Raw genomic sequence first — 14838 nt, forward strand, 5'->3', positions numbered from 1 at the left:
TCCCTGGACGTAAGTCCTGGAAGGGTTGTTAAAGACGATGACGTTGATAGGCAGGGTGTGGAAGCGTTGTAAGGCGTTAAGCTAACCTGTACTAATTACCCGAGAGGCTTAACCATACAACGCCTAAATGGCTTCATTCATCAGAATGAATCGCTGATTAAGTGTTGTGTGTGAAAGACTAGCTAAAGTAAAAAGTAGAGTAAAGCGTACTCTTGATTGAATTGATATCAGATTTTCCAGAATTGTTAAGTTATCGATAAATTCGGTAACAACCTTTTTTGCCTGGCGGCCATAGCGATGCGGTACCACCTGATCCCATTCCGAACTCAGAAGTGAAACGCATTAGCGGCGATGGTAGTGTGGGGTCTCCCCATGTGAGAGTAGCACACCGCCAGGCTCCCATTCTAAAAACAAAGAACCCAGCGAAAGCTGGGTTTTTTGTTTTTGGAGTAGCACCAAGGTGCCACTCCCTCATAGCAAGACCTAACCCATCGGGTAACAGTTTGGCGTTGCGTATCTGCTTAAGAACTGACGTAGCAACCCCTCCCTGGTAGCTCGTCCAGTCACGCCATCCATGGCGTGCCGCTACGGCAGCTGCGAATGTCCGCCGGACATTCGGTCTACCTCCGCCCCCATGTGAGAGTAGCACAGTGTTCCTTGCCGGCTACGGGGCTCCCATTCTAAAAACAAAGAACCCAGCGAAAGCTGGGTTTTTTGTTTTTGGAGTAGTACCAAGGTGCCACTCCCTCATAGCAAGACCTAACCCATCGGGTAACAGTTTAGGTTTGCCTTACTGCAATGATTCAGAGTAACAAGCCGTCCCTGGTAGGTTGTCCAGTCACGCCATCCATGGCGTGCCGCTACGGCAGCTGCGAATGTCCACCGGACATTCGGTCTACCTCCGCCCCCATGTGAGAGAAGTATGCCCGTTCAAGTTAAACTGACACTTTCAGAAGCACTAAATCAAAACTGACGGTCTCTTATGTCGTGAATCGGAAGTTGATGAACTTAAAAGAACTGTTGTCATTGGGGCGCAGGCCGCAACCCCAAGCGTTTGATCGTATACTTAAAACAACAAGGTCTTAATTGCGAAGCAGGTATACACTGGCATTGCGTGTCTGTTGTTCAGCTATAATTTTTTTGGCTTTACAATAGCAGATTGGGAGGTAGAGGCTTGCACTTCAAGGACGCGTTTCTTCGATTAAGCTCAAGTTAGTTTAGCTAGTTTGGATTTAAACTCGTAAAAGCCTAAAGCTAATTCATTTAGACATTAAAAAAGCCTCCCGGGGGAGGCTTTTTTAGTTAAGTAATACTAATTACTCTTCATCTTCTTCGTCATAATCGTCCATGCGGTTTTGACGATACTCAGCATATTCCATGCGTGTGATAAGTTGGTCGTTATCTTCATCAATATCTTCGAACGACTCGTTCACTCCACTTTGCGCTGCTTCTGCTTTCGATAACTGGCCATCATGGTCGGTGTCCATCATATCGAATTCATTGTTAGCAACAACGGCTTCGGATTCCATCTGAGCGTCCATTTCAGTGGTTGAATCCTGTTCGACCATAGGATCCTGCTCCTGCAGGTCGACTTCGTTGTCGGTACGTGCAGTCATGTCTGAATTGGTATTTAAATCACTGTCCTGACCACGTTCTGTAATAACTACATCAGTGTCACGCTCTGTTTCTGCTGCGATAGTGGTTTCAGTATCAGTATCATAGTTTCCTTCTATGTCATCACTTTCCATATCGGCTTCAGCATCAACTTGTGCGGTAGTAGTTGTGTCACTATCATAGTCTTTTTCGAGCTCGTCACTTTCCAGATCAGCATCGACATAAGTTTCAGTGGTAACACTATCTTCTTGGTCAATGTCACCTAATGCACCAGTTTGTGCTGTTGCGGTAACGTCGTCCTCATAATGCTGAGGCATAGTCTGTAAGTGGGTATCGAACTCTTCCTGACTTAACTGATTGTCAGAATTGGTGTCGATTTTGGCGAAATGTTCCCAAATATCATCATCATCAGCTTCTTCTTTGCTGATGAATCCATTTTCATCGTTATCCAGTTCTGCGAAAGTGCTTTCAATTTGGTCTTTGTCAGCACCTTCCATCTTATCTTTCTTCCAATCACCAGCAACTGCACCAGCTGATAACGCACTACTAATTAAAACTGCTAATGTAAGCTTTTTCATTAGAAACTCCTTCTTGGATTAACCCCCTGTATACTGCTGGCGGGGCAAGTTGTCGAAAATAGTAATTCATCATCCGTGCCATCGAAAAAAAATAATTTAAAACAACAGGATAAAAGTTTCAGAGAAAAATGTAGTGGATAAAAGTGTGTCACTTGTATAGACAAAGTGAAAAAAATACGTGATTTTATTAGACTATAGTTTGACTAATGAAAGTCTCTGGACGGTACACTGAGTTTTGTGAGCCAGTCAGAGCGATCAGTCAGTTTACCTGCGATAACGTGAATAACTCCTTCTGGCGAGCGTTCCAGTATGCCGTCAACCTGTAAGATGTTAGCTTTCAGGTAGGGTTGCTGCTGGTGACGCGCTGTCGACTGCCACACCACAACATTAATATTACCGGTATGATCTTCCAGTGTCATAAATGTTACCCCCGATGCAGTACCTGGTGCCTGTCGACCTGTCACACAGCCGATAATACGAACGAAGGACTTATTCGCTTTATTGATCAGGTCATTTGACCAGCTAAAACGATCAAGGGATCTTTGTTTCGCCAGCAGTGCGATGGGATGATGTTCGACAGATAAGCCCGTTGCAGCATAATCTTCCAGTAAGTTTTCGATGGATGTTGGCGCAAAGTGAAAATTCTGCTGGGTCGGTTCATTGGTAAATAACGGTAAACTCTTCTGCTCATCCATCATTTCCCAACGGGATTGGTATCTGTTGTCAGCGATTTGATGAAATGCGTTAGCACTGGCCAGGGCTTCGAGATCAGAACGGATTAGAGGTAGTTGCTGAATCTGCGCTAATGACTGATAGCCTGGAGCTGGCCTTCGTTCGATAATGCACTGTTTACCTTTATCAGATAACCCTTTTACCAGGGTCAGACCTAGTCTTATCGCTTTTTCAGTGCCCATATAGGCGATCTCGTGAGCAATAGCCGACGCATTAATACAGATAGGTAACACTTTTATGTGATGTTGCTGCGCATCGCGAACAAGTTGGCTGGGTGTATAAAACCCCATTGGCCAGCTATTTAATAACCCAACATAAAACTCAACCGGGAAGTAATATTTTAACCAGCACGATACATAAGCCAAAACGGCGAAGGAGGCAGAATGTGCCTCAGGAAATCCATAGCCCCCAAAGCCCTTTATCTGTTCAAAAATCTGATTGGCATAGTGCTTGTCATAGCCGCGCTTAGTCATACCCGTGATTACTTTCTCCTGAAACTCATACAGCCTGCCATTCTTTTTCCAGCTGGCCATCGCACGTCTGAGTTGATCCGCCTCGCCCCCTGAAAACCCCGCTGCCACCATGGCAAGTTGGATTACCTGCTCCTGAAAAATAGGCACGCCCATGGTTCTGCCGAGCACGCTTTCAACTTCTTTAGAGGGGTAGATTACGGGTTCCAGCTGATGACGGCGGCGCAGGTAGGGGTGCACCATTTCGCCCTGAATGGGGCCTGGTCTGACAATAGCGATTTGCACCACCAGATCGTAATAACAGCGCGGTCTCAGGCGGGGCAGCATGGTCATTTGCGCACGGGACTCTATCTGAAATACACCAACGGTGTCAGCCTTACATACCATGTCATACACTTGTTTATCATCCCCCAGACGGGTAATAAATGGGATATCGACAGAGTGAGGAAATTGTTTATTAAGTAGATCAAAACTTTTTTGGATAGCGGTTAACATGCCCAATGCCAGGATATCGACTTTTAACAGTGCCAGGCTTTCCAGGTCATCTTTATCCCATTGAATTACAGTGCGTTCCGGCATCGCTGTATTTTCGGTGGGCACCAGGTCGTGCAGGGGGCCGTTGGAAATAACAAAGCCGCCTACATGCTGAGATAAATGGCGGGGTGATCCGACAATTTGCTCAACTAATGCAATTAGCTGTTTTACCTTTGCTTGTGATGGGTCCATACCACACTGACTAAGCTGGCTTTGCCATGGAAGCGCTTTGTCACGACGGTTAATATTCTTGAGCACATAGCTAAGCTGGCTTTCAGCAAAACCTAACGCTTTTCCAACTTCACGAAAAGCACTGCGAAAGCGAAACGTGATGACGGTGGCGGCCAATGCCGTTCGCTGGCGACCGTACTTTTGGTAAATATACTGAATGATCTGCTCACGCTTTTCATGTTCAAAATCCACGTCTATGTCAGGTGGCTCATCGCGCTCTTTGGAAATGAAGCGTTCGAATAAAACACTAATCTGGCGTGGATCAACTGCGGTAATTTCCAGGCAATAACACACCACAGAGTTGGCAGCCGAACCGCGTCCCTGATACAGGATCCCCTGGCGTTGGGCAAACTGAACGATGTCATACAAAGTTAAAAAGAAATACTCATAAGCTTGTTCTTTTACCAGTTTCAGCTCTTTTTCAATGGTCTCGCGTACTTCCACTGACAGCCCTTCAGGAAATCGTTTTTTTATCCCCTTTTCAACGCATTCGCGCAAGTAAGAAGTGGCAGTATAACCTGCAGGAACCAGTTCCTGTGGATATTGATATTTGAGCTCGTCGAGAGAGAATTGGCAGAGTTGATAAATTTTGCTGGTCTCTTCTAACCAGCCGGCAGGATACAGTTTTTTTAATTTATTTAACGGCCTGAGTGTGCGCTCAGCATTGCTTAGCGCGGCTTTCCCTATTTGAGCGACCGTGGTGTGAAGTCTCATGGCATGCATCACATGCTGTAGCGGTAGGCGTTTGGCGTGATGCATCAGCACCCCGGTACAGGCACAAAGCGAAAATGAAAAGGTTTCACTATATTCAGTCAGTAACGTGAACCGTTGGTGATCTACACCATCCAGCAGTCGTTGTGCACCAATCCAGCAACGTTGTGAATGGTAACGTTGTAACCATGTACCCCAATGATGGTCGGTGTCTTTGTGTAATGAAGGCAACCAAATAATGATGCAGTGCCGTACTGACTTGATATCCCACTCAGCAAGCTGGTATTCGCCTTTGGCAGAACGGCTGCGAGCGTTTGTAATTATTCTGCAAAGCTCTGAATAAGCGCGTTTATTGGAACAAAGCAGCAGAAATGAAAAGTTTTCAGCGAGGGTAAATGCCGCGCCAATGATCAATTTTAAGGGCAATCGATTGCGTTTGATCTCAGCGTGGGCCCTTACTACACCCGCAACAGAACATTCGTCGGTAATGGCCAGGGCCTGATAATTTAAAAATGCAGCGGTATTTACCAACTCTTCAGGATCGGATGCGCCATTTAAAAAGCTAAAATTGCTCTGGCAGTATAACTCGCTATAGACCATGTCAACCGTACCATCCTTCTATATACCATTGCTCTGCAGGAGGGCTTTTATACACCAAAGCGTATTCACCTCGTGCAGTTTGAGTGATGAAATAGTCACGTTTTACGGATTCCCCATCCCACCAGCCTGTTTGCAACCGTACCGGGCCAAACTGAATATGACTTGGCTGGGTGAGTAAAACAGGCTGGGAAGCAATAAAAAGCGGCTGCCAGGCACAGGGTTCGGATAACATTGCTGAGGCTTGTGTGTGTGCAAGCTGACCTAAGCGATGGTCATTAATACTAGCGGGCTGGCAAATATTGCTCGCACCCAGTTTTGCCTGCAGCCTGCCCAATAATTGCATTTTGGCAAAATAATGAACACGATCGCTAAAAAAATCACTGCTCTGATCACTGATTTCTTCTGTTGCGTTAGTACATAAACCAATGGCGGTCACCGGGTGACTTAGCGTTAATTTTTCTATCAGCAGAACGAACAGAGGTTCCCAGTTACTGGCTTTTGAAAGTGGACAGGCAGAGCCGACCTGGTAAATTTGTTTTTCGGTTTCACGGAAATATAAGGTTAAAGTAAGTGAAGCGGTCAGCTGATTGCGCAGCCGAAGAAATGTGGCAAGCTGGTTCAGCAAACGATTGACCCAAGGGATAAGATGCTGCGTTTGTGAAATTTCATAAGCTGGCTCAATGGTGGCTGAAAAGGTTTCTTCAGGATGAAAATAGCTGCAATGAGGAAACACTTCGCCTCTAAGCGCGGTCAGGTAAGAAATTAAGGCATTATCAAAACGCTTGCCTAATTCAGTTGCGGGTAATGCAAGCAGGCTTTTTATATTGTGAATACCCACACGGGACAGTGAGGTTATCTGCTTAGTAGATAAATCAGTGTGCTTCAGATGGCACTGCTGTAAGGCATGATGAATATCAGTGCGCTTGGCAATAATGGTATTAGTTTTTGCTTTTGCCAAAACTTTAGCAGACTCAATACTCCAGCCCGTAGCAAATCGATAGGTGACCTTTTGCCTGGTCAATTCATTAATAATGGTTTGCCATAAAGGCTGCAGGCCTTCGTAATATTTTATTGAGGGATCAAGTCGTAAGGCTAAACTGTTAGGTGGAGCCAGCACAATATCGCCAATTAACGGATATAAGGCGCTGGCCAACACAGTTAAATGATTCGCTTCTCTTTGTTCTTTATAATCAATAATATTTAACTCACCAGATAAAGACGCTGCCTGAGCCATACCCATGCCTGACTCAATTCCAGCAGCATGTGCCAGCGCATTGCACTGGAGAACCTGATTGGTGTCCGCCCGATAAATGATGCAAGGCTGAACTCGCAACTCGGTTTGAATGGGCGCTAACATGTCGAGAGTTAATTGATAAAAATCCAGGTATAGCCACAGCATAACAACTCTATACCTTTAGCTAACCTTCGTGCGTTCAGCATTTGGCGCGACATAATGGGCAAAAGCAGACAATATAGGTTGGTTAGTTGGGATAGGAGAATAGGAAATCGGAATATCTGCGCGGGGCCAACCGCCAAGCTGCTTTTCGATATTCAGATTAACCTGGTTTTGGGCTCGCGCCACTGATAGATCTAGCTCAACGGGTAACGATTGTCGCAACACATGCTCATATTCAAAAAGAATACACGTTGAGTGGTGTTGTTTGGCGCTCACCTGTAGACGTCGTGCCTGAGTGAGGCTGAGGCAACGCGTGGACCACAACATGACCACCTGACAAACTGCGCTTTTCAGACACTGTTCCGCCGCCCATAAACAGTCATCATGATCGCCTGATAACGCATAAATATTTTCCAGCGGAATTTTATGTTTTGTAAACCAGCCAGCCTGAATGTGACCGGGTGCATTGATGAACATGAGTAAACGTTGATGACGAATGTTGTTGAGCAAAGATAAAAACAGTTCAACCTCGCCTATTCCCTGATACGAACGCAGGCGGACCAGGCCAGACGTGGGCCAGCCCCCGCCAAGTGCATCGTCTAACAAAGCAAAGCCCGACGCAACTTTGGTTACGTCGTCGGTTGATGGTGGGTAACTGGCACGCCACAATTGGGGGTGCTTAGTTAACAGATGTAAGTTATCAGACATAATTAATAATACTGTTCATATATACAGTATTATAGGGTAATCGATTGTTACCGCAAGTTTCTAAGTATAAAAAAAGCACGCTTTAAATGTGCGTGCTTTGATTTATAAAAAGATTATTATTTTAATCAGCTCACTTCCTGTTTTTGATCGGTTTTATCAATAGTAAGCGCTGACTGGCTAAACAGGTTACATGCTGTGATAAAGCCGTCGGGCGTATTTTTCGACCAGGACATGCGAACATCATTTGGACGTTCCTTAATGAAGTTTTTCACTTCATTCATAGACACACCGCTGTTATTAAGTCGGCGGGTCAAAGCTTCTTCAACCGTACTGCCCTTTTCGCAACAATCCATTACCACATCGGAAAAATGTTTAATTACCGCCTTCGCGGCTTTAAAATCATCCCCTACGACTAACCCTTTACTATTTGCTGCTTCTAATCTCTGAGTGAATACTTTTTGTAATTCAGTAGATAACATCACCAGATTAGTAAAAGCAACATTGGCCTTTTTAGCATTCATTCGGGCTGTAGATCTCACCAGCACCAGTTCTCGCTGGCAGGTTTGCACTCTCAGTACAAAATAAATCAACCCAATGACCAGTATCCCAATAATGCTGAAAAGTCCTAACAACATGTGCTTACATTACCTTTGCTAACTCTGACTGAATAAACTTCTTAATATTTCTTTCAAGAATAAAAAGCGGTACTGAGCCATGCTCGAGCAATGCTTTGTGAAATTTTCGCACATCAAAATGGCTGCCAAGCTCTTGCTCAGCCTGCTGGCGTAATTCTCTAATTTTAATTTCGCCAATTTTGTATGACAGTGCCTGTCCCGGCCAGGAAATATAGCGATCAATTTCCGTGGTCACATTGTGCTCTGAAAGGGCCGTGTTGGTTAGCATAAAATCTAATGCTTGTTGTCTGGACCAGCCAAACATATGCATACCTGTATCAACCACTAACCGGCAAGCTCGCCACATCTCATAGCTTAACCTACCAAAGTCATCATAGGGGTCTTTATACATACCCGTTTCTATACCGAGGTATTCAGAATACAAGCCCCAGCCTTCACCAAACGCTGAGATATAGGTGTTTTGTCTGACCTTAGGCAAATCGGTCATTTCTGCTGCTAACGAAATTTGCAGATGATGACCCGGTACGGCTTCATGCAAGGTTAATGCAGTCAATGCATAAAGCGGACGCTTGTCCAGCGCGTATGTGTTCACCCAGTAATAACCCGGTTGGTCATCACGCGAGGGCGAGATGTAACGGCCGGTGGTATATTTAGGGGCAATACTTTCAGGTACAGCTTCCACGCCGTAAGGGGTGCGCGGTAAATATTCAAACAACTGAGGCAGGTTCGCGTCCATTTTTTTGGCAATAAAAGAGGCTTCTTTTAACAGTTCTTCCGCAGACTCGGCATAAAATTGCGGGTCAGTACGCAAAAAATGAATGAACTCATCAATCGATCCATCAAACTTTAATTTATCAACGATTGCCTGCATCTCTGCGCGAATGCGTTTTACTTCCCTTAATCCCAGCTCATGAATGGCTTTCGCTGACATGTCGGTGGTGGTGTAATGTTTGATGCGGTTTTGATAAAAAGCTTCACCATCGGGCCAGTTTTTAGCCGCAATATCGTCGCGCGCTGCAGGAATATATTCGTCAACTAAAAAATCATACACAGCCTGATAGGCCGGTACGACTGACTCGGCAATCACTTTCTCCGCGCGTGCCTGTAACTCTTTTTGCGTCGCTTCACTGATATGGGAAGGCATAGATTTAAATGGGGTATAAAAATCACTGTCAGCAGGGTTGTTAACCAGGTAGGGAGTCACGCTTTGTTCAAACCCCGCCAGCACGGCTTTAGGCTGAGTCATGCCCACGCGCATACCCTCGCGCATGTAGTCGATATATTGTGCAAAGTTTGTTTCAATGGCAGCGAGGCGGGCCAGGTAATTTTCAAAGTCCTGCACTTCCTTTAAATGCATAGAGCGCGGCAAGGACGCCATTGCACTGTGAAAACCGTATTCAGAAGTAATCGGCACCAGGTGAGCGTTAAAGCGATACTCATCGATGTAATTATCCAGACGGTATTTTTGCATTAACAATGAAATTTGTTCGGATTCATTTAGTGTATTGCTGTTTATATTATCCAGCTCAGCGCTGAACTGTTGCCAGGCCTGGTGTTGTTTTTTCAGTGCGGCTGGAGAAATATCGGCCAGTTTGTCCGGATTGATAGCTTCACCTTCACGACTTGCCATCAGCGGTGAAACACTTAGCTCGTATTGCCAGATTTCATCCAGTAGCGTAGCAAGTTTCTGGCTTTCATTTTCGGCGGCAATGGTTGGTAGACCCAAGAAAAGGAGCAGAGCTGCTAAACCAAGATAACGGTAACAGTGCTTATTATTCATATTCTCTCCAGACATAAGACAGATGCCCAATCTTATTCTTTTTTAGGTGTATAGATCGGACTTGGGAAGGTAGCTACCTTATCAGATATTTGTGAAATTTTGGCAGTCCCTTGTCTTTTAACTTCATCAATTCGAAGCACATTGTGCATGGGAATATAAGTGCGGGTGACATCCTTAAATTCCGTTTTTAACTTTTCATGGCTCGGATCCACTACCAGGCTGGTGTGACTATCCCAGACAAATCCGCCAATTTCCACAAAGCCAAACATGGCCCCCTGGCTGACTTCCTTAACGTAGAGATCGTACTTTTCGCCCGAACTGATAAACTGGATTCTATAAAGAGGGGAGTGACCGCTCATGAACTCATTTCCTGCATGCATGACTAAGATAAAAAGCAAAATGCTATTTTATCACGATTGCAGACCCTGCAAAGGGGCAAGTAATGCCGCCGTGGCTATTCGCATCTCTTCTTCACTTTCCGCTACTACCGCATTAGCGGCAAACCCCTGAACGCAACTGGTTAATTGCAACGCGGCCGACTCGATATTAACGTGGTTGGGCAATTCTCCCATTCGTTGTGCTTTTTCCAGACAGCCAATAAAATCAAATTGAAGTCGGTCAAGGTAGTGCCTGCCCATCTGTCGAATTTTCGGATCCTGCCGACCCAGTTCACAGACGCAGTTAATCAGCAGGCAGCCACGTTTGTGAATTAACGAGATGTACAATGCAAAAAAAGTGTGAACCGCACTTAGCCCCCGATGTTCTTCAAGCTCTTTCACTACCGGCATAAGTTGTGTTTCCTGGTAGTGCTCTAAGACTCGGTAAAGAAAGGCCTGCTTACTGCCAAACTCCATGTAAAAGCCACGCCGATTGAATTCTGTTCTGGCAATAATTTCATCCATAATGGCACCGTGAAAACTGTGCTCTAAAAAGATATCAATCGCCTGATCAAGTATTTTTTCAACATCGTAAAGCGCGGTACGTGGCATGAAACTATATATTCTTGTTTAATCCACGTTTGAGATTAGCTAAAAACGAAGAATATTCAACCACTTTTGCGTAATTTATGTTGGCTTTACAGCTAAGTTAAATGCAAAGTCAGTCAGACAATTGTACTTCGTGTAAATTGCTTTTATGCTGGTATTGTTTCAATCACTCAAACTGAAGTAGATATGTTAAAAAAACTATTAATTGCAGCGTTAATTGGTTCAGCCAGTGTTGCTGCCAATGCTGAAAGCTCGAACGCGCACACATTTAATCCAAACGTCAGCCACATCAAATCGCATTTGTTTTTTCTGGCTGATGATCTGTTGGAAGGGCGAGATACTGGCTCTAAAGGCCACGATATCGCTTCATTGTATATTGCAACGGAATTTGCCAAATATGGGATGAAACCGGCGGGCACGGATGGGTTCATGCAGAATGTCAAATTTAGAAAGGCCTTGCTGGAACAGAAATCACCGGAAGTCTTTTTTACCATGAATGGTGAAAAAACCGCGCTTGAATACCCGAAAGAATACCTTACCGGCCCAGATTTGCTGCGCACAGAAACTTCCATGCAGGGTAAAATGGTATTTGTTGGCTACGGGATTGTTGCCGATGAACTCAATCACAATGATTATCAGGGCCTGGATGTTGAGGGCAAAATCGTAGTGATGCTGTCTGGTAAACCTAAATCATTTCCCAGCGAGGAAGGGGCGCATTTTGCTTCAGGCTATCAAAAACAGAAGTATGCGGTAGAGCATGGCGCAATTGGTATAGTTACACTGTCAACGCCACTGGCGGAAAAGGTACGCCCTTATCAGTCAATGTTAAGTTACCTGCACACCCCGAGTATGGCCTGGTTAGATAGTAACGGTGAACCTGCCAATCGCTTCCCGCAATTACAGGGCAGTGCTTACTTAAGTCAGCCTGCTGCAAAAAAACTCTTTGCTGATGCACCGGTATCGTTGGAAGACATTTACGCCGATCTGGAAGAAGATAAATCGCCAGATGGCTTTGCTTTACCTGGTGAGTTCTCGCTAAAGCGCAAAAGTACTCATTCGACTATTGATAGTTTTAATGTGGCCGGAATTATAGAAGGTTCCGATCCGGAACTGAAAAATGAATATGTGGTGTTCTCAGCCCATTCTGATCATATCGGAATTGCCAAGACGGTTAAAAAAGACAATATCAATAACGGCGCTATGGACAACGCATCAGGTACCGCCATCATGCTGGAGACGGCGCGATTATTTAGCCAAATGGAAACCAAACCAAAACGTTCGTTATTATTTGTTTCGGTCACTGGTGAAGAAAAAGGGCTGTTAGGCGCAGATTACTTTGCACGTAATCCTACGGTACCAGTGGAGTCGATGGTCGCCAACGTGAACCTGGATATGCCAATTTTGACCTATGAATTTGCCGATGTGATTGCCTTTGGTGCTGAGCATAGTGACATGAAACAATCTGTTTCAGATGCAGCCCAAAACGCAGGTTTAAGCTTAAGCGCAGACCCGTGGCCTGAACAGGCATTATTCACACGTTCAGACCATTACGCGTTTGTGAAGCAAGGAATTCCCGCTGTGTTCTTGGTGCCAGGCTTAAAATCAAAAGATCCTGAAGTTGATGGCAGTAAAGTGTTTGGCGAGTTCCTGTCAACGCACTACCACAAGCCAAGCGATGATATTAACCAGCCATTCAACTGGGAAGCGGCTAAAACGTTTACCCGGGTAAATGCCGAAATCGGGCAGACTCTGGCCAATCAAGCGCAACGTACCCAATGGAATGAGGGAGACTTTTTCGGAAACACCTTTGGCAAATAGCCAAAACTAAACAATCAGCAAAGATCACCTTAACGAGGGATGTGTGCGATGTGATCACTTCAGGTGAAAAGCACTTATTTAGTTTTGCTTTTCACCTGACTAACTAGTAGGTCGTTACATTGTCACAGCTTGAAAATAAAAAGTTCGTATTGATTGCCAGAGGCAAATCGCACATTCGGTATTTCAAACGTTTTGCCGAAGTGACGAAACTCTCTGTCAGGGTCATACGAATCAACAGAACCTTCTTTTTGCCTGGCTATGTTAAGTTTTTAAAGCTTGCCGATAGTATAAATAAACACGACTATCTTGCTTCCCATCTCGCTAAAAAGCGGACTAAATTCCCCGTCTTATCGCGGACATGGATATGGTTGATCTACGAATACTATTTGTTTGCTTCAGTTAAACTTGAGATTGCAAAATACTGTGGGATCATTACCCGGTCTCAAGCGGATGTGGTGGGCGTCTGGAATGGCCAGAAGTCACCCAGCAAAGGGGTGTCTCTTGCAGCCAAATTAATCGGCAAAGATGTGGTGTTTTTTGAAAATGGCATTATGCCTGACTCAACCACGTGCGATTGGCAGGGAGTAAATTGTCACAACTCGTTACCGAAAGAAGCTGACTTTTATAACCAGTTTGATCTGCAAACGGTGTTACCGCAAACCCTTGTTCCGCGTGCGCCCACTAAATCGAAAGCCCCTGGGGTCAGTAACTCTGCACTTCCTTCCTTTTATATTTTTGTACCGTTTCAAGTGGAGACAGACAGCCAGATTATTAGTAATTCGTCGTGGATTAAGTCTATGGAACAACTCTATGGACATCTTAAGTCGGTTATTTCTCAATGTCGCAACGCTGATCTGCATTTCGTCATCAAAGAGCACCCTTCAGAAATAAAGCGGTTTGATCATCTTCATCATCAGCATCCGCGAATAAAATTTGCGAATAACTGTAACACTCAGGAGCTGATTGCGGGATCCCAAGCGGTATTAACGATTAATTCAACAGTGGGATTGGAAGCGTTGTTACTAAATAAGCCCGTACTGGTGATGGGAAGCGCCTGCTACTCTGTACCTGGCGTCAGTCATTCGGTAAGCAGCGAAGAAGACCTTGGCCATGCACTTAATTCATTAAATGAATTGCCATTTGATGCCACCTTGCGAAAGCAATTTTTAAGCTTTATCCAGGCTTACTATGTGATTCCTGAGAGCTGGGCGAAGGCGGAAAATAAAAATTTTGAAGCGCTAACCAGACGATTAACGCAGACGGATGAATTCAGTCAACTCATTCAACAAAGACGCAGTGAGCAAGCTGCGTCTTTGTAAACGCAACAGTTAAAGAAAATTTTGTTTTAATAACTGCCAATGTTCAGTGAATTGTTCAGTAGGTTTACGGGTAAAACCACTGCGGATATATAGATTGATACGACCATCCGTAAAACAGATCAGCATGTTGGCAATCACGCCCTCGTCAGCCGCCAGAGCTTTACCTTCACGCAATTTGCGTTCACGCAGAACCTGTTTAAGTTGCAACTCTAGCCTTTCATAAAGCTTGGCTATACGCGCACGCAGTCTTTCCTGCTCTCCCATTAAGGCATCGCCATTTAGAATACGGGTAATGCCTGGATTCTTTTCAGCAAACCCTAAAATAAGATGCAAAATTAACTGGCAGCGTGCAGCCGAGTCTTTCTCTTCATTAATTATTTTATTGATGCGCGAAAACAGTGTTTCTTCAATAAATTCGATGAGCCCTTCAAACATCCGGGCCTTACTTGGAAAATGACGATACAGGGCAGCTTCAGACACCCCCACTTTTTCCGCTAGCTTTGCAGTAGTAATGCGCTGTCCCGGGTTAGTTTCAAGCATACCTGCAAGAGATTGCAGTATTTGCGCACGACGATTTGTTTTTTTCACAGCTGGCATAACGTGAGTCATTCCTCCGCTATCGGGCTTGCAAACCCGCGTTCCATGTTAAAGGGGCTTTCGCCCAATGTTATTGTTAATTTTTTAGCTTTTTATTATATCGACAACCACGACACGTTCATGATGTAG

At 44.9% G+C, this 14838-nt stretch carries 11 protein-coding genes and 2 rRNA genes; 4 read left to right on the forward strand and 9 right to left on the reverse strand.

The window, feature by feature from the left end; genetic code table 11:
- Positions 1 to 116, forward strand: a 23S ribosomal RNA gene (locus HCJ96_RS07155); the annotation flags it as partial.
- A 165-nt stretch (positions 117 to 281) separates the two neighbouring features.
- Positions 282 to 397 (forward strand): 5S ribosomal RNA (gene rrf, locus HCJ96_RS07160).
- Between the two features lie 919 nt (positions 398 to 1316).
- Here rrf and HCJ96_RS07165 read toward each other — a convergent pair.
- From HCJ96_RS07165 to HCJ96_RS07200, 8 genes are all read right to left on the reverse strand, one after another.
- A complete protein-coding gene (locus tag HCJ96_RS07165; protein ID WP_169210370.1) occupies positions 1317 to 2192 on the reverse strand; it encodes an EF-hand domain-containing protein in 876 nt (291 codons plus the stop codon).
- Between the two features lie 203 nt (positions 2193 to 2395).
- Entirely contained in the window at positions 2396 to 5470 is a 3075-nt protein-coding gene (locus HCJ96_RS07170; RefSeq protein WP_169210371.1) for an error-prone DNA polymerase, read from the reverse strand.
- Position 5471: 1 nt separating this feature from the next.
- Complete coding sequence (locus HCJ96_RS07175) at positions 5472 to 6869, reverse strand: Y-family DNA polymerase (RefSeq protein ID WP_169210372.1); 1398 nt, start codon at positions 6867 to 6869, stop codon at positions 5472 to 5474.
- A 15-nt stretch (positions 6870 to 6884) separates the two neighbouring features.
- Positions 6885 to 7574: a recombinase RecA gene (locus tag HCJ96_RS07180; protein WP_169210373.1), complete on the reverse strand. Its 690-nt coding sequence runs from the start codon at positions 7572 to 7574 to the stop codon at positions 6885 to 6887.
- A 125-nt stretch (positions 7575 to 7699) separates the two neighbouring features.
- Positions 7700 to 8209, reverse strand: a complete 510-nt coding sequence (locus tag HCJ96_RS07185; RefSeq protein ID WP_169210374.1) for a hypothetical protein — start codon at positions 8207 to 8209, stop codon at positions 7700 to 7702.
- A gap of 4 nt (positions 8210 to 8213) precedes the next feature.
- Complete coding sequence (locus HCJ96_RS07190; RefSeq protein ID WP_169210375.1) at positions 8214 to 9989, reverse strand: DUF885 domain-containing protein; 1776 nt, start codon at positions 9987 to 9989, stop codon at positions 8214 to 8216.
- A gap of 32 nt (positions 9990 to 10021) precedes the next feature.
- Complete coding sequence (locus tag HCJ96_RS07195) at positions 10022 to 10348, reverse strand: DUF1820 family protein (protein ID WP_169210376.1); 327 nt, start codon at positions 10346 to 10348, stop codon at positions 10022 to 10024.
- Between the two features lie 51 nt (positions 10349 to 10399).
- Positions 10400 to 10978 carry a TetR/AcrR family transcriptional regulator gene (locus tag HCJ96_RS07200; RefSeq protein WP_169210377.1) on the reverse strand — a complete coding sequence of 193 codons (579 nt, stop codon included), beginning with the start codon at positions 10976 to 10978 and terminating at the stop codon, positions 10400 to 10402.
- Positions 10979 to 11161: 183 nt separating this feature from the next.
- On the opposite strand from HCJ96_RS07200, the gene HCJ96_RS07205 reads away from it, so the two are divergent.
- Positions 11162 to 12793 carry a M28 family metallopeptidase gene (locus tag HCJ96_RS07205; protein ID WP_169210378.1) on the forward strand — a complete coding sequence of 544 codons (1632 nt, stop codon included), beginning with the start codon at positions 11162 to 11164 and terminating at the stop codon, positions 12791 to 12793.
- Between the two features lie 119 nt (positions 12794 to 12912).
- Positions 12913 to 14112, forward strand: coding sequence for a capsular polysaccharide export protein, LipB/KpsS family (locus HCJ96_RS07210; protein WP_169210379.1), 1200 nt, complete (start codon positions 12913 to 12915; stop codon positions 14110 to 14112).
- Between the two features lie 9 nt (positions 14113 to 14121).
- Here HCJ96_RS07210 and slmA read toward each other — a convergent pair whose 3' ends face one another.
- Positions 14122 to 14709, reverse strand: a complete 588-nt coding sequence (slmA, locus tag HCJ96_RS07215) for a nucleoid occlusion factor SlmA (protein WP_169210380.1) — start codon at positions 14707 to 14709, stop codon at positions 14122 to 14124.
- Between the last annotated feature and the right edge of the window lie 129 nt (positions 14710 to 14838).

Origin of the sequence: Alteromonas ponticola (assembly GCF_012911815.1) — a bacterium.
Lineage (GTDB): Bacteria > Pseudomonadota > Gammaproteobacteria > Enterobacterales > Alteromonadaceae > Alteromonas > Alteromonas ponticola.